Here is a 20,670-nt window from a genome sequence, read left to right as displayed (position 1 = left end):
ATTTCTGCCTAAATCTCTAGATCGTGCTATATTTTGTGGTGAAGACAAGTATTCTGCCGCTAAATTAATATTTTTTGTGTGAGGGGATGCGGTGAAAGGACAGCAATTATTCCATTGTTTCTTACCTGGTGTGACAGCAGCAGTATTAACAACTCAGCCCGCTTGGGCTAATGTTATTCAAGTAAGTCAGTTACAGCTAACGTCTTCTCCTAGTGTGTTAATTTCTACTAATAGTGGGAATCCATTCACAGACAATAGCCTACAGCCCAAAAGTAACATTAAAAGTAACCCAGGATTATTACCTGCTAATTATTTCAGTCAAGGTAGTATCCAGCCTATCGGCAACCACAGTCTACCTGTAGTTGTTGCTGACAATTATCTCAGCATTGACGGAGAAAAAATTTCTAAACAAGATCACAGTAGATTTGTCGGTTTTTCTGATTTATCAAATAATAATTTTCTGGCTGTTAGTAATCCACAATCAAGTAATTTAAGTAACTCTGATCAGCAAGGTGATGTAGAGGTAGCAAAGTTACTAAAATCTGGCAATTGTCCACAGTCTCAGTCAAAGAGTCAAGCGGCTTTACTACTTGCTTCTAACACCTGCTTACCTCAAAATACTGATACTTGGATAGCACAAACAACTGTTCCTACTACTTCAGAAACCAGTACACCTCCGGCAGAGAATGTAAAGCCTACACCTCCCACCGTGGAGAATGTACAACCTACACCTAGTCAGCCCGTAGATTTTCCTAATGTTCCTAATGATTTGAATCCTAGTCCTAATCCGCTGCTATATCCGACCCAAGCAGAGGAAGTGAAGGTTCAAGGAACTCAGCCAATTAGTTTGTCACAGGCTCTGGAACTGGCTAAACGGAATAATAATGATTTACAAGTGTCTGTACTACAACTGCAACGGAGTAAATCAGTTCTCCGCGAGGCGCAAGCCGCTTTCCTACCCAGTGTAGATTTGAATGCGAATGTTGAGAATAGTCGCACTGTTAGCGATACATTGCGTGTTAAAGGACAACAGGATGCTGGATTATCGGTAGATGATGCTTCTTCTACTACGGCGTTTACTGGTACAGGACAGATAAGATATGATCTTTATACTTCTGGTAGACGTAATGGGGCTATTAAAGAAGCTCAGGAACGGATACGTAAGCAGGAGTTGGATGTGGAAAGGCAATCTGAGCAAATTCGGCTAGATGTATCTAAGGCATATTATGACTTGCAACAAGCTGATGAAAATGTGAGAATTTCCCAGTCAGCTGTAAATAATGCCCAGGCTAGTTTGAAAGATGCAGTGGCTTTAGAACGGGCTGGTGTGGGGACTCGTTTCGATGTGTTGCGATCGCAGGTAAATTTAGCTAACTCCCAACAGGACTTAACTAGTGCCTTTTCTCAACAACAAATTGCCCGCCGTAAGTTAGCACCACTGTTGAATTTGCCCCAGTCAGTGAGTATTACTGCGTCCGATCCTGTCAAATTGGCAGGTTTATGGCAACAGCCACTAGAACAAAGTATCGTTTTGGCTTATCAAAATCGTCCTGAACTACAACAAACTTTAGCAGATCGGAATATTAGTGAGGCTCAAAGAAAACAGGCCTTAGCATCTTTGGGTCCCCAGGTAAGTTTACTCGGTCAGTATAACTTATTCGATCAATTTGATGATGGAACAAGCGTGGTTGATGGTTATTCTGTGAGATTGCAGGCTAGTCTCAATTTATATGATGGGGGAGCAGCAAAAGCCAGAGCAGCCCAATCTAAGACCAATATTGCGATCGCTGAAACTCAATTTTCTGAACAGCGCAACCAAATCCGCTTCCAGGTAGAACAGGCATATTCTACCCAAGCATCCAATTTGGAAAATGTACAAACTTCTAATGTGGCTTTAGAACAAGCTAAAGAGTCTTTGCGGTTAGCGCGGTTGAGATTCCAAGCCGGTGTCGGGACTCAAACTGATGTAATTAACGCATTAAATGACCTCACCCGTTCTGAAGGTAATCGCGTCAAAGCCATCTTGGATTACAACCGTGCTTTAACAGAATTACAAAGATATGTTACATCCAGGGGTTTAAATCAATTACAGAACTCAGGAGTCAAGTAAGAGGTGATGGGTAAATGGGTCAACTTAAAGCCAGCCAGGGAATAAATTCCCTGTCTAAAAGCTAAAGTCGGTTAAAACCGACTATTCTAACATTCAGAGTGCGTTTTAACGCACTTTAGCTTTTAGACCGGAACTTAAGTTCCGGGCGGGTTTGTCAGCCAACAAATAAGCCATTTTTAGCCTAATTTGACACCAATGAAGCTCTTGCTTTACCCCTACCCGCAAAATCAAATAATTAAGCCGTGTTGAGTATACCTATCACTATTCCCAATGTTGTAAAATAGTTTTCAAACCCCGGTCTAGTCAAAAACTCATGACTAAAGTTACATCACAAGAGATTGCAAAATTTCGTTCTCATTTGGTAGATGATCCTCAAGCAATGGAAGCATTAGACTTGATAGAGGATTGCGATGGAGATTTAGAAGATGCGGTAATGACTCTGGCTATTCGGGCTGGACAAGAACCAGAACAAACTAATTCCGATTGGTTAGATGCTTTAGCCAAAAAATGGCGAGCGGCAATTTGTGAACAAGAATATCGAGAAGACTTGTTAAATGGGTCAATTCAAGAGATGATAGTACATCTAAGGACAATACCGAGTTTTCCCAAAAGTCTGGCTACACCCGTTTTAATTTATATTCTTAAACAAGGTGTGAATAATTTTTGTGAGCCTTTGGATTTGCTAAAGTCACATTAATCCTGAATTTTAAAATTGATGAATTATCTTGTTGCTGTATTATCAGATCGCATCCAAGCCGAAGCCGCTGATTTAGCTTTAGAAAGAGAAGGCATAAATGGCACTATTCTCGGTAGAGGATACAAAAGTGCTGATGAGTTTGGTTTAATTGACCCCAAAGAACAGGCGAAAAAACAAGTAAAATTAATGGCGATTTGGTTAGTACCATTTGGCTTTTTTGCTGGTTTTACCTTCAGTCTCATCACTGGTTTAGATACCTTCGCTTGGGCTGGGGAAATCGGAAATCATGTGGTAGGCGGCATCTTGGGCGCTGGTAGCGGTGCCATGGGTAGTGTGTTTGTAGGTGGTGGCGTGGGTTTATTTGAGGGTGGTGGTGATGCTTTACCCTATCGCAATCGTTTAGATGCAGGTAAGTATTTAATTGTGGTGCAAGGTTCGGAAAATCTGACTCGTCAAGCTACTCGTATTTTACGCCAGTTTGAACCAGAAAATATTCAAGGTTATGCGGAAACTAATTAATTGGTAATTGGTAATTGGTAATTGGTAATTGGTAATTGGGTAATTTTTTTCTTCTTTCTTCTTTCTTCCTTCTTCCTCCTGACTCCTGACTCCTGACTCCTGACTCCTGACTCCTAAAAATTCATGCTACCTAGAGAAGAACTTTTAAAAGGTGTTGAAAACCGCGATACTGTTGCCCGTGTAATTGATCAAGCAGATCAAGCTATAAAGACCTGGGAAGTGGTATTTACAGATTTTTTGTCTCCGCCGGAGTTAGCGGAAATTCAACGGGTATTTAGCCGCTTAACGGAGGTGCATTCGGTAGCGTGGGGTGGATATCCACAGGCGGAAAGACAAAGGTTAGCGATCGCTCGTGCTGATTTACCATTAGATCAGTCTGAAGTGGCAATTGTGGCTTTAGATATTGCTGGTAATTTCTTGTTTGATACCGCAAATCACCGAGATTTTTTAGGCGCAATGCTGGGAACAGGAATTGTGCGGGAAAAAACGGGAGATGTAATTGTATTGGGAGAAAGAGGGGCGCAGGTGATTGTTGTCCCTGAATTAGTAGAATTTTTAGAGATGAGTTTGCAACAGGTGCGTTCTGTGCCAGTGAAAACTCGACGCATTGAGATTAATGAGTTAAAAATCCGTGAACCTAAGAAGAAGGAAATGACGACTGTGGAAGCTTCTTTGCGGTTAGATGCGGTGGCTTCGGCTGGGTTTGGGATGTCCCGGAGTAAAATGGTGGATTTGATTGACTCTAATGATGTGCGTGTCAATTGGAAGGAAGTCACTCAAGCCAGTTCCCATGTTAAAACAGGGGATTTAATCGCTATTCGGGGGAAAGGGCGATTGGAAGTTGGGGAAATTGCGGTGACGAAAAAGGATCGCTATCGGGTGCAGTTGACTAGATATATGTAGGATAAAATTTTGGTTTTAGGGATTGACAGATTATGTTTTATATGATAGATTGTTGATCTGTGTTGATTACGGACGGTTAGCTCAGGTGGTTAGAGTACATCGTTGACATCGATGGGGTCGTTGGTTCGAGTCCAATACCGTCCATATTTTTATCTGTAAGTTGTTCGCTAAAGTTTTGTGATTTCAAGTTTGAGATTGCCACAACGGCAAGGTGATGGTTGAAAAATAGGTGCAATTAGTTCAAATTTAGAATTAGATTACCAAAAAATCGGGTTTAAGTGAAAAATAAAATTTACATTATTACCCACAAATCAAAAAAACAATAACATAAAAACCCTATTTAGTCGGTTTTAACCGACTTTAGCTATTAGACAGGGAATTTATTCCTTGTCTAAATAGGGCTTGCTGATTAAATATAAATTAAATTACATCCATTAGGTTGGATAGTCCACCTGTCCAGAGTTTATCTACTTTTAATTTTAGGTTAGGATACGTTAGCATGAGTATTATAAATACTATGGCATAGACATTTAGTGTAATTCAATTTTACCAGTTTCTAACAACTCTTTTATACATAAAATAGGTGGTGATACTGTTTCAGTTGGTATTTTATCAATTTCCCAACAAATAATCATATCACATTTTTCTGATGATTCAGATTCATGGTGTTTGTGTCTCCAGTAATTGAAGCTATTTAATTCAAATTCAATATTGATTTTTTGATAATTATCGTGATCAGAATATATATCAATATCTCGTACTTCTTTTTTAATTAGAATTTGTGCATCGGGATATTCAGTTCTTATATATATAATTGCTTCAAAACTTGATTCAATATCATTAAATATAAATGTTTCTTGTTTAATTAAATGGAAATTCGTGCAAAATAACCCAACTAATCCCTGTTCACTTATAGGTGAGTAATGATATAGTTCAGTAAGACTTTTATAATTCTTATGTAATAAAATTGTTTCTAGTCTTTCCGCTCTTTCTAAGGGACTATTTTTTGCTCTTTTCCTTCTCTCATTTTCTTGTAAATCTAATTTTTTAATAAACTTAAAAAGTTCCTTAGCTTCCTTGTCAGATAATGAAGATTTAGCTTGTTCTAAAACTTGCTTGAATATTAGTACAATGTCACCATCATAAGTAACCTTACTTTCGTCTTCCTCTAAACGGAGTATTCCTAAAATTTGAACCTTTAAAATATCTTGCATTTCAGCAATAGTATAAAGATGTGATACCAGCATCTTATCTGTTATCATGTCTATTGGAATCTTCTTATAGATTGTAATATATTGTTGTGCAGTTTCTTCTTTAATATCAAATTCCTTTGAAGTATAACTATTAAAAGTTTTATATTTTTCTTTATATTCTTTAAGAGCAAAAATATGATTCAATATCTCGCCAGCTTCCCATGCTTGCTTTCCTGATTTTTTAGTCTTTTTGATCAGTGTTTTGAGTGTTTTTGTATTATCTTCAAAATTAGTCATGATATTTGCAATAAGAAAGAATAATTATAATCTACGCCGCCAATAATTCCGTAAACTTTAAAAAATTAACCTGATTCGCATTATACTGGTGTTTGGCAATAAAATTCTCAAACTGACGCTTTACCACATCCTCATAATCAGGTACAGCATCCTTTAGTACATTCTTCTTTGCAGAGTATTACTGTGTTTGTATTTGGCTATACAGTAATAGTCTAGTATGCTTTTTAGCACAAGTGTCGAATCCTGCAATAAAACTTTACAATCTTTGCGTTTTACCCAGGTAAAATCAATTGTCTATTGAGAATAGAGTCATTAATTGATCAAATTTGGTATCACTAATACCAATGCACAACTTGGACACAATCCTCAAAATCTTAACATTCAACACTTCTGGCTTTTTAGCTTTAGCCAGCTAGGGTAATGTAACAAATCATAACTAATAATTGGTGTTTTCTCTTTAATTAGGAGGAGTAATTATAATTTTTATATTTTCTTCATGATTACTCAAAAGTACCAAAAATATTCAAAAAATCATACTTACGAGAGATTTATTCGTAACTAAAGTAGTTTTTTTACATAAAAAGTGATAATTCCAATACTTCTCTCTAAAATCAAACAATGTATATTATCCACATCTAGCACAGTAGGAAACATCAAGGCAGAAACAAGGTAACGGTAAAAGGTAAATTTACTTCTTTCTACCCTTGTCGTGTCAGAACTTCATCTTGATGTTTCTCTTTTTTTTAATAATTTGTAAATTGTTGTTTTTTTAACCTCTTATTAAGTATTTTTAAATATAAAGCTTTATATGGCAAGCTTATAACTAGATTGGTTATGGATTTTAAAAATGTCGCTGTTAGAAATCAAGTTACCGATTCATGAAACTTTTCAAAGTACAGTTCAGGGAGAAGGATACTGGACTGGTTGCTTAGTAGACTTTATTCGCTTATCAGGTTGTCCAGTCGGTTGTCCCTGGTGCGATACTGGTTATGCTGACCCAGGAGCGAATTTACCACGAGTAGAACGTCCCATAGCTGAACTTCTAGCGGAAATCAAATCTCCCAGAGTGGTAATATCTGGCGGAGAACCATTCATTCACAAGCATTTACCTGACTTAGTTCAAGCTTTATTAGCCGCGGACAAACGAGTTAACATTGAAACATCAGGCTCTTTTTGGCAAGCAGTTTCCCCAGCAGCTTGGATTACTCTATCTCCCAAAGAACATATTAACCCTAAATACCCAGTAAAAAGTCAGTTTTGGAGTCGAGCTAACGAAGTTAAGATAGTCATAGAGACTGGTGGAGAAATTGATTTTTACCAAGAACATCTATCTACTCACCCTAATTTGCTTGTCTACTTACAACCTGAGTGGAACAGTTCGTCGAAATCAATCCCACTGATTTTGCAGATATTACAACAAAAACCTGATTATAAACTATCCTTACAAACACACAAGTATATCGGGGTACAATGACCAATCATCAGTGGCTACTGGCTAAAGAATTCCGCTTTGAAGCAGCACATAAATTACCTTACCATGATGGTAAATGCTCCAGGCTGCATGGACATAGTTGGCGTGGAGTTGTTTATGTAGCTGGTGATACCTTAATAACAAAAGGTGCTAAACAGGGTATGGTAATGGACTATTCAGATATTAAAAAATATCTCAAACCCTTGCTTGAGAATTATTTAGATCACTATTATTTAAATGAATCTATGGGTTTGGAATCACCAACCAGCGAAGCAATTGCTGCTTGGATTTATGAAAAATTAGAACAAGCAGGATTAGCGGGATTAACAGCAGTGAGAATTGATGAAACTTGCACTTCTATCTGTTTGTATTCCAAAACCCGCATATCTGGTTGGTTGAATTCTGGTGAAAGTTTGAATTTACTGCAATCTCGTCAAAATGATGATGGTATCAAAATCATCTAAACTGAAATTTTTACTCCTGCGCTCCAGCTTGTTTTAATATTGTCCAAATACTGCGATAATTATTGAATTCTGCAATCATTAAAGCAGTATAACCACCCTGATTTTTCAAATCAACATCCGCTCCAGCTTGTAGTAACATTGCTACGGCTTGACTATAACCTTCCGCTACAGCCCACATTAAAGCAGTTGCGCCAGCCGAGTTTTGCAAATTCACATTTGCTCCTTGTGCTAATAACAATTGGCATATTTCAGGATAGTTTGCAGCTATGGCTTTGACTAAGGCTGTTTTACCATCATCTGCTAATTTATTAATATCTGCACCATTCTCAAGTAATAGTTTCACAGTTAGGAAATGCCCTTTGGATACTGCTAAGGTAAGAGCAACTTCTCCAAAGTTTTTCTTTTCCATATCTGCCCCCGCGCCCAGTAAAACGGCTACTATTTGACTATATCCCTGGAATGCTGCTATCAATAAAGGTGTATCTCCCAGATGGTTTCTAATTTGCACATCTGCCCCTCGTTGAAGTAATATTTTGACCACATCTACATATTCTTCCACAACCGCAAGATGTAAGGCTGTTTCACCTTCTTTATCTTGATGATTAATTTCCGCACCTGCGTCTAATAAAGCGGTGATAATAGCAGTATTTCCTGTTGCTGCGGCTGCTAATAGTGCTGTTCCATGATCAACATTTTTGATATTGACATCAGCCCCAGATGACAGCAATGCTTGTACTATTTCTAAATAACTTAAATCTGCCGCAATTATTAATCCTGTATCACCTTCTGAATCTTGGCTATTGACAATATTGCTATTTTGTGATAATGCTTTAACAACTGCTGGATGTTTGTGTTTTATTGCCAGTTTTAAGGCGGTATCATTATCTTTGTCGGTAATGCTGATATCAGCACCAGCCGCTAATAAAATTTGCACAATCTCCAGATAACCTTTCAGTGCTGCTATCATTAATGCGGTACTACCATCATCATTGGTAGCATTGACATTTGCCCCTTTAGAGACTAACAATTTGACAACATCTATTTGATTAGCACTAGCAGCCAGCATTAATGCTGTTAAACTATAGGTTTTTCTAGTTAAGTTAATGTTAGCATCGGCATCCAAGAGCGATCGCACAATTTCTGTATAACCCAAATTCGCCGCAAACATCAATGCTGTAGTCCCATTTTCATCGCTAACATCCACTTTAGCACCAGCGGACAGCAGTGCAAATACTCCTTGAATATCACCAGTTTTCACAGCCTTCAGCAACGAGGTATTTTTATTTTCTATCATTGGTTATGTCCTGTTTGGGTAGATGTGACTGATTCCAACTCCAGATTACACTTTGGTAAGATTGAAAAATTTCTACGTAAGAAAAATAAATGTATGCTAAGTTTTATGAAGATTTAATAACCGGAAGTAAAAAATATGGCTTTTGAACTGACTCCAACAATCAGATTCTGGTTGAACTTTGCTCACCCAGTTACTATGTGGGTATTATTAGCACTTTCCTTGTATGCTGCATATTTAGGATTACAAGTACAGCGTACCAGAAATGCTCAGGGAGAAGAAAAGAAAGAACTAATTAAAGGGCGTTACACCATCAAACACCACCAAATTGGTTCTATTATGTTAGCACTAATGGTAGCCGGTTCCATTGGTGGCATGGCTGTTACCTACATTAATAATGGTAAGTTGTTTGTTGGACCGCATCTATTAGCAGGATTAAGTATGACGGGTTTAATTGCTTTTTCTGCATCCCTATCTCCTTTCATGCAAAAAGGCGCAAATTGGGCGCGGATAACTCATATATTGTTAAATTTTGCTATTTTGGGGCTTTTCATCTGGCAAGCCCTCTCTGGTGTCGAAATTATCCAAAGAATTCTCACGAAAGCGTAGATTGTTAGTTGTTAGTTGTTAGTTGTCAGTTGTTTGTTCCCTGTTCCCTGTTCCCTGTTCCCTGTTCCCTATTTCTTCTGTTTCTTTTGAGGAAAAGGTATATCCAAGGATTGATAAAAGTCTTTTTGTACCTTGTGTGTGAGACGATGGGAAACCTGACGGACAATTTGATTAAGGATGCGATCGCCTGTAGACTGAATTAAAGAATAGGGTAATCGCTGAATAAATCTGGGAAACTGCAACTCAACAACCAAATCCAACTCCCATTCCACCCGTGTAACCCCATCTAAATCACCTATCAATTGTGTTGATGATTTGTAATCCACCTCATAACCAGGTGCTTGATAATCAGGTACAGGAATAGTCCGAATGTGGAATTGACGATTTTGGGGGTTTAGCAACTCCAAGCCAATCTTTGGTTCTACTTCGTAACCAAAAGCACCAAATTTACCCACCGCTAGAGCATAACTATTTTCCCCTAGCGGGAGTACCTTCATGGGTTCTGCACAACGGCCAAACCAGGAAGCATGAGTATTAAAATACTCCTCAACCTGCTCCACAGGTGCATACATTTCCATACTATCTTGATAATTGCCATAAAATTTAGTTGGAGTTGGATGATCTTTTTTAAAACCAGTATCATCTGCTACTTTCCAAGATTGATATTCACTATTGTTTGTCACCATAAATTTATTTTTTGTATATTTTGAAGTTTGTCTATATTCATCATTCCCAATTGAGGGAAGTTTTTTCCCATTAAAATCCAATTTTTACGAAAATCTCAACAATTTGCCATTAACTTCACATAAAATAAATCAACAAGGCAGATTTATATGTATCTACTTAGCATTCCTAATTGACTAACTAGAAAATATCTAGCTTTTTATGACTTTCTTGATAATCGTCATCCAATAGTTGATATTGTAACTAAATAAGCCAATAGGTGATCATAGCAATATTACTGAAGTTTTTAATTTTTCCGAAAGCAAAGTGTAAGTTTTTGTAATTAGTCAAGAGAAGAAATTGAGAGGAGTTGAATTCTGAAAAGCTTTGAACCTAAAGGTGTAGAAAAACTCATTGCTCCCATAGCCTCACTTTTGGGCTTTGTGTACCTATTTCAGTGGTATATTTTTGGAGATATACAATTATCTCCCGAACCCGTATTTACTAGAAAACAGCCTCCCCTAGTCATGAAAGGTGGAGATCCTTATATTCGGGCATTAATGCGAACCATATCTGCCAGCGAAGCTAGTGGTAATCGTCCTTATTCTCTCTTGTATGGTGGTGAACAAATTAATGATCTCAGCCATCATCCTCAAAAATGTGTCACCATCATCACAGGACCGAATACAGGTAATTGTTCCACAGCCGCAGGTAGATATCAAATTATTAATACTACGTGGGATCAAATTGCCCCTCGTTATCACCCAAAACCCGCAAAGATGATGCTTTGGACTAATTATAGCTTTGAAGCAGAGTATCAAGATGTAGTAGTTTACCGTTGGTTGAATGATGCAAAAGTTTGGGGTGTAAATATTCCTAAGCTATTACAGCAACAAAAATTAAATGACGTTTTGCGGAAACTTTCTCCCACATGGACAAGTTTGGGGTACGGGATAGAAAATAATTCTGTTAGTAGTTCCTTACCCAAGATTTATCAGCAAATCTTAACAGAAGAATTAAAGCAAAATCCCGAAATCAAAAGGACAAAATCGGAAAATTAGATCAATCTACAAGAATTTTATTCTTCGCTGTTGCTGATACAGGCATAAATACCTTTGATTGAATAGGTTTTAGCACTTGCAACCCATTTAAATTTTGCAAACAATCTAAAGCTGCTTCCCGAATCATTACTTCTTTTTCCTGACTCAGTAGCAGTTGTAAACATTCCCCGATATCTTGTTGTATTGCCGTATCAACTCGCTGACGGGTAATCAGTTTATTGAGTTGACGTATGGAAAGTAAACGTTTTAAATGATCCTTTTCCGTTAAATTATTTAACAATTGATCAAGATAATCTTCTTCTCGATTTCCTTGAAAACTGAATATTTGCCACACCAGCAAAATTAAAGTTAATAGCGTTCCCATTCCTTGCACAATAGCACCAGCCGCCAACCAATGACTAGGAGCATCAACCCAAATTGCCGAAGCCATATAAGTTATCACAGTCGCAATCCCACCACTAGCAACAGAATAAGCTAACCGACTGTTAGTGCTACTCATTAACTTGCGTATTTCTAGCCAGCGCAATTGCCAATTCCATTTTTGCACTGAGTAAGTAAATACCATGCTCCCAATGCCAACAATAACAGCTAGTAGTAATTGCCAACTCCACAGCAGCATAGCCACAATAATTGTTAACAATCCCAGCAAAACACCAGGTTCATAAAAATGTTTAAAAATCTGCTGTTTTTGGCTTGCTGTCTTAATTTCTGAAATTTGATTGATGAATTGTTTCCAAGACGACGAAGCCTGTGCCACAGTATTTACCCACTTAATTACAAAATTATAAATGTATTGTTTTTACTAATTTTGAGGATGAAATCAGGAGAATTTCACCCTTAAATATAATGCTATTTATCCTGTAATCGAATATCAATTACAGACGCATTGAAGTTATAGTTAAAACCTTCCAATTCAAAAGGCATTCCAATTTTCACTTTGCTATTACCAAGAACAGGCCCATCTTTAGTGACTGTAGCTTGTCCTTCTAAAGTCAAGAGAAAATCTGTACTAAAGTTAATTTTTCTAGGATCTGGTAATTCTTTCACAGAACCATCTGGTTGACCAATTGTCAGTGTTCTCTCTAACTGCTCAACCGATTTAATCCCAATTTGACCATAGGGTTGATTACGGATAATCACATTAGTTTTACCACCTTTTGTGAATCCTTCTTTAACTAACTGTTGAGGATTACGAACATTGAGTCCACGTACCAACAAATCTACCTCAATGGGTACTGTTTTCGCACCCACTTGAGCCACAGAACCAGAAGTACCAGGGAAAATAAAGATACCCACTATCACTAGCAAAATTACTAATGCAGCCCCTAAATCTAATAGGTTAATTTTACCGAACAAGCGACCTTTAGAATCTAAAATAGCCATAATCAGGTTTGGATAAGTTGCAGTTAAGTTTTCAGCTAAGTAATTGATTGTACCGTCAAGTTTTTTCAAATGATCCACAATCTTGATCACTGAATCAGAATTGACAGAAACTAGACATTATGGTTATGCGACAGTTTATCATGATTGCAGGAGATTCAGTGTCATAGTAGCAGTAAGTTATTTGAATTGACTATTTGCCCTATCTGGAGTTGAAAATGCAACTTAGTAAACTGAAAATTCGTCCTCTAATTTTAAGTTCTCACACCAATCTCATATAACTCGATTATGATTAACTCGCAAGGAATTTGGACAAATTATCGTTTGTGGCAGCGGCGCTGTTTGTATCCGTTCATTTCTGTAAGCGTTGCTTTAACTGTGTGCCTGAGTACACAATTATCAAGTAAAGCTATAGGTTTTAGCGATCTGATCCGTATAGTCCCACAAGTAACCCAGATATTTAATCTATCTAATATATCCGATCGCCAGGAAGTTGATCTTGGGCAGCAAATAAATCAAGAAATACAGCAAGAAGTCAGAATTTCTCGTAATTCACAACTAAACAGCTATGTTGAACAAATCGGTAGACGTTTAGCAGCTAATAGCACTCGTCCAAATATTCCCTATACTTTTCAAGTAGTCGAAGATCCTGCTGTTAATGCCTTTGCAACTGCCGGTGGTTTTATTTATGTGAATACAGGTTTGTTAAAAACAGCAGACAATGAAGCCGAATTTGCCAGTGTATTAGCTCATGAAATGGGACATATCGAAGGCAAACATTTAATTAAACAAATGCGACAACAAGCTATAGCCAGTGGTGTAGCTACCGTATCCGGTTTAGATAAAAGCAAGGCAGTAGGAATTGGCGTGCAACTCGCCCTTAATCTTCCCCGCAGTCGCCAAGACGAATTTGATGCTGATAAAAGAGGATTAGCAAACATAACCCGCACTGGTTATGCTCAGTCAGCAATGGTTTCTTTTATGAAAAAGCTACAAAGAAGTAGCTCCGTACCTACATTTTTAAGTACACATCCAGGGGCGAGCGATCGCGTAATCTCCCTGCAAAATCAGATTAAAAATCAACCAAGTAGTCAAAATCATGGTTTAGATAATCCGGTATATCAAAGCAAAATGAGAGCATTTTTGCCATAATTATGCTCGTTTTCTATGACGGCGGCTACCTGCGAACTCTTGTGGCTGAACAATTGTCATCACCTCTTCCCAAGCCACAGTCCGCACAGCCCTACTGAACACATTGGCCTGATAAACCAACTTATTCGTAATATCCAGCCCCGTCAACCAACCACTACGGGGATGATAAGCGCCAGTATCAATATCTAACCAGCCCTGGCCCTGTGCCAAATTACCAGGAGCCACACCAGGTAAAGTAAAAGTTATAGTATGACCAACTATAATCAACTTATCTGCAAAATATGGTTTCTCTATCCGATGAAACTCATCCCTAATCCAGCATAATTCTTCCGCCGTCTGTTCTTGGACACTCTTTTCTGGATCAACACCTGCATGAGTTAACCAAAAATCTCCCAAATCTAAATATGTGGGCAAACTCTCAAACCAATCCAGATGTTGTTTAGGAATTGTTGCAGATTGGTAACTAGCAATAGTAGCCTGTCCTCCACTGTATAACCACGTTTGCATATTTGTGGACGAAGTATTCTTACCAGTCATGATATTTAATAACATCTGCTCATGATTACCTAGCAAACAAGGGTAATCATTTTCTTTAACAAACTCAACTACTTGGGCGCTTTTTGGACCACGATCAATTAAGTCTCCCAAAAAATATACTTGATCCTCTGATGTAGGCGCTATTTTTGCCAACAGCAACATCAAACATTCATAGTGTCCATGCACATCACCAATAACAACCCTGCGTTGACTAATTTCGCTCATTTGCTTCTAGCTTAAATGAATTAGCTGAATATTTCGACTAAACTTTGATTGGTCTAATTTTCGTTTAAAAGGTCAAGAAAACTTGACTAAGTTATGATTTCTTTAATAATTATGTAGACATTTGGTTAACTTGCCAAGTTCCCATATAAATAATTACTAACACCCAAGACTCCTATCATACACAAATTTTCATGCTTAAGTAGGCTCGTTCTCGGTAACAAAATATAACAAGCATCAGTTTTGGTTGAGTCGAGGGGGAATATTATTTCCCGCCCCTCTCAGTTAGATCCGTGCGTACCCGTTTCCGTGTACACGGCTCCCGATGTTCTTAGCTTTCGCTTTTGCTCATGTGAATATAATCGTGGCAACTTTCGTGAATAGCTAGAAGGTTTTTAGTTTTCCAGTTTTGGTGGTTTCCATCTATATGATGTAAATGTACCTTCTCGTCACTGAGCATTTTTAACCCACAATGACCACATTTATGGTTTTGCCGTTTGAGGGCTTTAGAGGTATGATTGTCATAGAGCTTGCTGTTACGCTCGCTCCAGTAGCTCAAATCTCCGTCGTAGGGTGATTTCTCTCCTTTGACATTGATGTGTTTATGTTCGGAATAAGGAACTGATGGAAACGCCTTATCTAGTAATTTCTTGCTAGTGTAGCGGTTTTGCTTGGTTTCCTTATTGAATACCTTGAATGCTCTTGTTTCGATGTGGTATAGCGAGTTACGCGACCCGTCCATCTTGCAGAAGCGGTGGTAATTCCTCCAGCCTCTAACTACAGGGGCTAATTTCTCAGCCTTTGTGGTAGCACCATAATTCGAGTTGTTGACGATGAATTTTACTTTCTTGCGAAAAGTTTTATAATTGTCCACTGATGGGACGCATCTGAACTTTCCGTTTTTCTGGACTTTAAAGTGCCAGCCGAGGAAATCGAACCCATCTGTCGCGGCGGTTAGCTTTGTCTTTTTCTCACTGACTTTCATTCCCCGTTCTGCTAGGAACTGACTGATTTTGTCAAGTATTTCTGTGGCATCGTCTTGGGGTCTGAGTATTATCACCATGTCATCCGCATAACGGATTGTTGGTTCAACAATACTCTCCTTTGAGGTTTTGTCTGTAATTCTGTAGTTAGACATCGCATGATATCTATGAATACTTTCAATCCCATTCAAAGCGATGTTAGCTAAAAGTGGACTTACCACACCCCCTTGAGGTGTTCCTTGTTCGGGAAATTCTGGATTAACTCCGGCTTTGAGACAGCGGAATATTCCCTGTTTTATGCTATAAGGAGCTATGAGTTTATCCATGATGGCGGTGTGATTTATCCGGTCGAAACATTTTTCGATATCGAGTTCTATAACCCTTTTATCTATTCCGTTGGCTTTTGAGTTTAGATTATTGAACAAGACTTTCTGTGCGTCATGGGCTGAACGTCCTGTCCTAAAACCGTAGCTCCTGGCGTGGAAAGTTGCCTCGTGGGCTGGTTCTAATGCGTATTTAACAAGGCATTGATACGCCCTATCTGCAATAGTGGGGACTTTGAGAATCCGGGTTTTGCCGTCCTTTTTAGGGATGGGTATTTCACGTAATCCCTGGTGTTTCCAGTCGTTACATTCGGTTTTGAGCTTTTCACTCAATTGAAACCTTTGTTCAAATGTGAGCGCGGTTTTCCCGTCTATTCCTGCGGTCTTTTTCCCAGTATTTAGCTGTGTTACTTGACGGATAGCCAGTAATCTCGCTGCGGTTGATTTCAGAATCAGCTTTTGTAGGGACTTTGCTTTACGCTTGTCTCCAACTTGAACCGCTTTATACACGCGCTTTTGTAGGCGGAATAAGTTACGGCGGAATTTCTTCCAGGGTAACGTCTTCCAAGATTCACGCTTAGTTGTCTCTGTGTCTAATCATGCTCTGCTCCAGTCTGTGTATTCTGAACACCTCAGACCAATTACGGTCTGTCCTACCCGAATTGAGGGAGTTCCGCTGCTCGTCCAGCCTACTTAGGGAACGAATCCGCCCTTAGACCCTCAACCCGTTTTTATTCGTTCCCTCGGTTGATTGTTCGTTCCGTTAGGTGTAGCCAATTCAACTGCTGGATTCCCTAGACTCTTGCCGATACTAGCTTAAACGTTCGGCGGGAATTAACTCCAATGAAGTCAGGTGTTGTTGTTGTGTCCTGCTTAGATGTAAGTTGCTTTTTTTAGGCTCTGTTTCACCATGGGAACTCCCCGTTAGCACCAGTGTCACCCCACAACGGATGTCTGATTGCGCCCAGTTAAGAGCTTCGACCTCCCGAAACCGAGTCGGGTCATCGTGGGCAGGTAGGGATTCATACCTGAGTCTGGTAGATGGGACTTTCACCCATATCAGACCGAGAGTTCAACCTTTTTCCATGATTGGATTGGGTTGGTTAGCTTATGTACGGGCTGGATACCGTGATTCAACTAACAACGAATCGCACTAATCTTCATCTTGCAATAACCACAAACCACTATAAGTCATTCCCGAATCATCTGGTTGCACCAATAAAAAATGCAATCCCTGACTTAGCTGTTTTCGCTCTTGATATAACTTCCCAGCAGCAGTAACTTCCTCATCTGTAAAAGTCGCCAAAACCCACCTATCTAGCAAACCAGCTTCTAATACCAACCCATCAGGCGCACCACCAATATAGTTTAATGATACAGGATTACTTTCCTTTAACCACTGCGCTAAACGCATAGATTTTCGTCCACCGTAAATCACTACACCAGGGATAGGTACTGTTGAAGCTAAACCCAGATTAATTGGTTTGAGAAAATCTGGTATTTGCAAAAAAGGAATTGGTCGTTCTGTAAACTCATCCACAATATCACCAGATGGAATCGTCGCAAACCGCCATTCTTCCCCCCAGAGATTTTCCGGTAATGGTAATGGAGGTAGTTTATCTACAATTACAGGATATTGTTTCGCTGTTAACCACTGTTTTAACGCTAAAGTTCTCCGAGTAGCTTCAACATAAATACCTAGATTATTTCCCGCAGTTGTGATTAAACTTAAAGACTGAGGACGAAATACTTGAATTACATCTGGTAACTTTTCCTGACCAGCTAATTGTAATTGTTGGGCGACCCAAGTAGAATTAGCCTGGGATTGGGGACAACTGGCTGTAAATTCAAAACTGCGAGTTGGATCACAGACTAATAATTCCCATAATATTTGCTCTTCAACATTTTGTAGCGGAATACGATAAAAATCAGCTTGCCAAATCAGACTCATTCCCTACTCCATAAAAATTAAATAACTCAAAACCGAATTTAGCAAGTTTACTTTTTAACTAAATTCCTGGCAAATTCTATCGCTGCTTCTACTGTAGAAATTTTCCCCTCAGCTTGAGCAACACCAACCTCCATTAATAATTCACCTATCAATGGTGAAGCGGGAATGTTTAACGCCATCATCATGTCTTTACCATTGAGTAAAGGAATAGGATGAGCAACTGCATCGTTTTTGTCAAGATAACGCTTGATTAAAGGTTCATAAGTAACAAACATACTTTCTTCAAACATTCCCTTAGCTACAATATCATTTGCTAAAGCTAATACCAAGACAGCCGGAAATAAACTTCCCATTTCCCGAAACAAAAAATACTGTTTTCGCAAAGGCATCTTTACCGCTTTTATTTCCGAAAATAGTCTTAATCCCGTTGTCACAGCCCGAATTTCTGCCCGACTATAGGTAAGTTCCTGTAATTCGATTTCGGCAATTTCTGGCTTTGAGTCAACCAGACAAGCAAGTTTAGCAGTAGCTAACCAAGAAGTTTTCACAGTCTCCCGTACATAATTTGCTAATTCTTCTCCTAGTTGTTGCCAATTTTCACTAATTAAAGTATAAGCTTGATCAACAGCAGTTAACTTAATAAAACTTTCCTCAGTCGCGTTTTTAAAGAAACTAGTCAAAACACCATCTTTCCAAGCAGCATTTAGCCAAAATGTCCCTTGAGAATTTGCCAACAAATAACCAATTTCTACCCGTACTCGTTCCGCTGCCACTTGATTAATACTTTTTGCTAAACTGCGAATTGTCTCTTGAGTAGCTGGTTCAATAGTAAAACCAAGTTGGGCAGCTTGACGATAAGCCCGCATTAACCGCAAAGGATCATTTTGCAGATTTACAGGTGATATCATTCTTAATAGACTAGATTCTATATCCTTAAATCCTTCCAGAGGATCAATAATTTCTTGAGTATGGGGATTATAAGCGATCGCATTAATAGTAAAATCCCTTCTATGCAAATCCGTAATTAAACTTTCTCCCTCCTGTTGAGCAAAATCAGCCGTAGCATGAGGAAACACCACACGGGCAATTTGTCTTTCGGCATCAAGTAACACAAAACCAGCTTGATAACGTTGAGCAATCTTTCTCGCTACCTTCACCGCATCCGCTGGGATAATAAAATCTAAATCCACATATTCCCGCACCCTACCCAAAATCGCATCACGCACCGCACCACCCACCATATAAACAGGTTGTGGCAAATATTCCAGACTAAAAGGCCAATTTTTGGCAGCGAGACGAGAAACAACTAATTCATCCATGATCATAAAAATCAACCTAGTAACCAATGCCGATTATTTTGCATTAAGCTACATTAACTATAAAGCTTCCCAAAGTTGGTTCTATTATGTGTATTTGCGTGAATTGCCACTATGTAGACCGCTGCGTCACCTACAACGCCGTAGAAACCCAGCACCAACAGCCACACCTGACAGAAACACCAGATTTTGACCCCAACGAACCCTCCATCAACGTCAATATTCGCACACAAGGCGAAATCATTGAAATGGAATGGGACGTTGTTGGTTGTCTCAGCTTCAAATCAGAAATAGGTAAATGGTCCAAATTACGTCCAGGTGAATTAGTCCCGACATAACTGAGAGTAGTTTCTGAAATGTTGCTGAATATTCACACTCGAAATCAGCAACACCAATTCTTATTCATGTTTTCCCCTCCAATCCTTAATTCTGCTGTATTATTTATCAGAAAAATATATTTGCATTTACCTTGACAAAGATAATTAAACATCTCTCACCGGATAAATACGCCTTAGCATTGCATACCACCACACCAGAACTCGGTTTAGCAATTAGCAACTTTACAGATTATCCCCAATCTCAAGTTTGGAACTTAGGACGTGACTTATCCAGTCATATCCATAAATACCTAATTGAAGTGATTAAACCACGAACCTGGGCAGACCTAGAATTTATCGCCGTAGCCCAAGGTCCTGGTGGTTTTACAGGAACTCGCATCGGAGTTGTCACCGCGCGGACACTAGCACAACAGCTAAACATTCCAGTATTTACAGTTTCCACCCTAGCCGCATTAGCTTGGCAAGCCCATAAAGCCCAAAAAAATTGCCAACAGCCAATAATTGCCGTAGAAATGCCAGCACAGAGGGGACAAGTTTTTGGTGCTGTTTATCAACCCAACCCTGATAATTCTGGCATTACTGCTCTATTACCAGATACAGTATTCACCCCAACCGCATGGCAAGAAACCCTAGCAGTCCAATCTTCTGAGCATACAAGTTATCAATTAATTTCCGCCACATCCCAGTTAGCAGCCACCGTTAACAGTATTTTGGAATTAGCATATTTAGATTGGCAGCACGGTAAAAATCCCCATTGGTCTGAGGCTCTTCCTTATTATGGACAACATCCTGTAGATATTTGATGATTATCGAAATCCTCCTAATCCTTACCAAATAAAGCTTATAGCTAAAAATAAGCATTAAATTTCCCCTCCCAAAAAAATATTTTCCCAACCCCCTTGACAGGAAAAGGAAGGATTGCTATATTAGTTAAGTGCCGGGGAGATAAAACAACTCACGGCAACTGAACCGAGAAAAAATAATACTTTGAAAGAATAGATTAAACCAATCCTCGTCGTCAAGATAATTTAAAGAGGATTCGAGATTTTAATTAATTTCGGAGCCAACAAACTCGAAAGAACCAAAATGGAGAGTTTGATCCTGGCTCAGGATGAACGCTGGCGGTATGCTTAACACATGCAAGTCGAACGGAATCTTTAGGGATTTAGTGGCGGACGGGTGAGTAACGC

General features: G+C 38.9%; 20 protein-coding genes, 1 tRNA gene and 1 rRNA gene. 13 read left to right on the top strand and 9 right to left on the bottom strand.

Annotated elements, in window-relative coordinates; genetic code table 11:
- Positions 1-91: 91 nt before the first annotated feature.
- The 5 genes from FJR09_RS08060 (at position 92) to FJR09_RS08040 (ending at position 4,373) form a co-directional block, all read left to right on the top strand.
- The gene (locus FJR09_RS08060; protein WP_168653008.1) at positions 92-2,110 is read left to right on the top strand and encodes a TolC family protein; all 2,019 of its coding nucleotides are present in this window, start codon (positions 92-94) and stop codon (positions 2,108-2,110) included.
- Positions 2,111-2,423: 313 nt separating this feature from the next.
- Positions 2,424-2,807, top strand: coding sequence for a hypothetical protein (locus FJR09_RS08055; protein ID WP_015081532.1), 384 nt, complete (start codon positions 2,424-2,426; stop codon positions 2,805-2,807).
- Positions 2,808-2,825: 18 nt separating this feature from the next.
- Positions 2,826-3,326 carry a hypothetical protein gene (locus tag FJR09_RS08050; RefSeq protein ID WP_015081533.1) on the top strand — a complete coding sequence of 167 codons (501 nt, stop codon included), beginning with the start codon at positions 2,826-2,828 and terminating at the stop codon, positions 3,324-3,326.
- Positions 3,327-3,449: 123 nt separating this feature from the next.
- Positions 3,450-4,229, top strand: a complete 780-nt coding sequence (locus tag FJR09_RS08045; RefSeq protein ID WP_015081534.1) for a photosystem II S4 domain protein — start codon at positions 3,450-3,452, stop codon at positions 4,227-4,229.
- Between the two features lie 70 nt (positions 4,230-4,299).
- Positions 4,300-4,373, top strand: a tRNA-Val gene (locus FJR09_RS08040).
- Positions 4,374-4,759: 386 nt separating this feature from the next.
- On the opposite strand, the gene FJR09_RS08035 is transcribed toward FJR09_RS08040, so the two are convergent.
- Positions 4,760-5,719 carry a hypothetical protein gene (locus FJR09_RS08035; RefSeq protein ID WP_168634167.1) on the bottom strand — a complete coding sequence of 320 codons (960 nt, stop codon included), beginning with the start codon at positions 5,717-5,719 and terminating at the stop codon, positions 4,760-4,762.
- Positions 5,720-6,566: 847 nt separating this feature from the next.
- Here FJR09_RS08035 and FJR09_RS08030 point away from each other — a divergent pair.
- Both FJR09_RS08030 and queD read left to right on the top strand, forming a co-directional pair.
- The gene (locus tag FJR09_RS08030) at positions 6,567-7,193 is read left to right on the top strand and encodes a 7-carboxy-7-deazaguanine synthase QueE (RefSeq protein WP_015081536.1); all 627 of its coding nucleotides are present in this window, start codon (positions 6,567-6,569) and stop codon (positions 7,191-7,193) included.
- On the top strand, positions 7,190-7,654 hold the full coding sequence (gene queD / locus FJR09_RS08025; protein WP_168653007.1) for a 6-carboxytetrahydropterin synthase QueD: 465 nt from the start codon (positions 7,190-7,192) through the stop codon (positions 7,652-7,654). The genes FJR09_RS08030 and queD overlap by 4 nt, the downstream gene beginning before the upstream one ends.
- A 10-nt stretch (positions 7,655-7,664) precedes the next feature.
- Here the strand turns inward: queD and FJR09_RS08020 are convergent, their stop codons facing one another.
- Positions 7,665-8,948 carry an ankyrin repeat domain-containing protein gene (locus FJR09_RS08020; protein ID WP_168653006.1) on the bottom strand — a complete coding sequence of 428 codons (1,284 nt, stop codon included), beginning with the start codon at positions 8,946-8,948 and terminating at the stop codon, positions 7,665-7,667.
- 135 nt (positions 8,949-9,083) lie between these two features.
- Here FJR09_RS08020 and FJR09_RS08015 point away from each other — a divergent pair, with 135 nt between their 5' ends.
- Positions 9,084-9,554, top strand: coding sequence for a DUF4079 domain-containing protein (locus FJR09_RS08015; RefSeq protein WP_015081539.1), 471 nt, complete (start codon positions 9,084-9,086; stop codon positions 9,552-9,554).
- A gap of 68 nt (positions 9,555-9,622) precedes the next feature.
- Here FJR09_RS08015 and FJR09_RS08010 read toward each other — a convergent pair whose 3' ends face one another.
- Positions 9,623-10,240: a DUF1997 domain-containing protein gene (locus tag FJR09_RS08010; protein WP_015081540.1), complete on the bottom strand. Its 618-nt coding sequence runs from the start codon at positions 10,238-10,240 to the stop codon at positions 9,623-9,625.
- 351 nt (positions 10,241-10,591) lie between these two features.
- Between FJR09_RS08010 and FJR09_RS08005 the strand changes: the two genes are divergently transcribed.
- Entirely contained in the window at positions 10,592-11,278 is a 687-nt protein-coding gene (locus FJR09_RS08005) for a glycoside hydrolase family protein (protein ID WP_015081541.1), read from the top strand.
- A 1-nt stretch (position 11,279) separates the two neighbouring features.
- Here FJR09_RS08005 and FJR09_RS08000 read toward each other — a convergent pair whose 3' ends face one another.
- Together FJR09_RS08000 and FJR09_RS07995 are read right to left on the bottom strand one after the other, a co-directional pair.
- The gene (locus tag FJR09_RS08000) at positions 11,280-12,035 is read right to left on the bottom strand and encodes an ABC transporter ATP-binding protein (protein WP_168653005.1); all 756 of its coding nucleotides are present in this window, start codon (positions 12,033-12,035) and stop codon (positions 11,280-11,282) included.
- A gap of 92 nt (positions 12,036-12,127) precedes the next feature.
- A complete protein-coding gene (locus tag FJR09_RS07995) occupies positions 12,128-12,661 on the bottom strand; it encodes a DUF4330 domain-containing protein (protein WP_015081543.1) in 534 nt (177 codons plus the stop codon).
- Between the two features lie 285 nt (positions 12,662-12,946).
- On the opposite strand from FJR09_RS07995, the gene FJR09_RS07990 reads away from it, so the two are divergent.
- Positions 12,947-13,810, top strand: a complete 864-nt coding sequence (locus FJR09_RS07990; RefSeq protein WP_015081544.1) for a M48 family metallopeptidase — start codon at positions 12,947-12,949, stop codon at positions 13,808-13,810.
- On the opposite strand, the gene FJR09_RS07985 is transcribed toward FJR09_RS07990, so the two are convergent.
- The 4 genes from FJR09_RS07985 to FJR09_RS07970 form a co-directional block, all read right to left on the bottom strand.
- The gene (locus FJR09_RS07985; protein ID WP_015081545.1) at positions 13,811-14,572 is read right to left on the bottom strand and encodes a metallophosphoesterase family protein; all 762 of its coding nucleotides are present in this window, start codon (positions 14,570-14,572) and stop codon (positions 13,811-13,813) included.
- A 328-nt stretch (positions 14,573-14,900) separates the two neighbouring features.
- Positions 14,901-16,385 (bottom strand): group II intron reverse transcriptase, encoded by a 1,485-nt coding sequence (locus FJR09_RS07980; RefSeq protein WP_371416398.1) that lies wholly within the window; start codon positions 16,383-16,385, stop codon positions 14,901-14,903.
- Positions 16,386-17,028: 643 nt separating this feature from the next.
- Positions 17,029-17,826, bottom strand: coding sequence for a Tab2/Atab2 family RNA-binding protein (locus FJR09_RS07975; RefSeq protein WP_015081547.1), 798 nt, complete (start codon positions 17,824-17,826; stop codon positions 17,029-17,031).
- Between the two features lie 47 nt (positions 17,827-17,873).
- The gene (locus FJR09_RS07970; RefSeq protein ID WP_041458547.1) at positions 17,874-19,145 is read right to left on the bottom strand and encodes a CCA tRNA nucleotidyltransferase; all 1,272 of its coding nucleotides are present in this window, start codon (positions 19,143-19,145) and stop codon (positions 17,874-17,876) included.
- 86 nt (positions 19,146-19,231) lie between these two features.
- Here FJR09_RS07970 and FJR09_RS07965 point away from each other — a divergent pair, with 86 nt between their 5' ends.
- The 3 genes from FJR09_RS07965 to FJR09_RS07955 form a co-directional block, all read left to right on the top strand.
- Positions 19,232-19,480 (top strand): Ycf34 family protein, encoded by a 249-nt coding sequence (locus FJR09_RS07965; protein WP_015081549.1) that lies wholly within the window; start codon positions 19,232-19,234, stop codon positions 19,478-19,480.
- A gap of 131 nt (positions 19,481-19,611) precedes the next feature.
- On the top strand, positions 19,612-20,283 hold the full coding sequence (tsaB, locus tag FJR09_RS07960; protein ID WP_015081550.1) for a tRNA (adenosine(37)-N6)-threonylcarbamoyltransferase complex dimerization subunit type 1 TsaB: 672 nt from the start codon (positions 19,612-19,614) through the stop codon (positions 20,281-20,283).
- 280 nt (positions 20,284-20,563) lie between these two features.
- Positions 20,564-20,670: ribosomal RNA gene (locus FJR09_RS07955) — 16S ribosomal RNA — on the top strand; the annotation flags it as partial.

This window comes from Dolichospermum sp. UHCC 0406, from assembly GCF_009712025.1.
Lineage (GTDB): Bacteria > Cyanobacteriota > Cyanobacteriia > Cyanobacteriales > Nostocaceae > Dolichospermum > Dolichospermum lemmermannii.
Note: the sequence above shows the minus strand (reverse complement) of the source record. Positions and strands in the feature narration are given on the sequence as shown.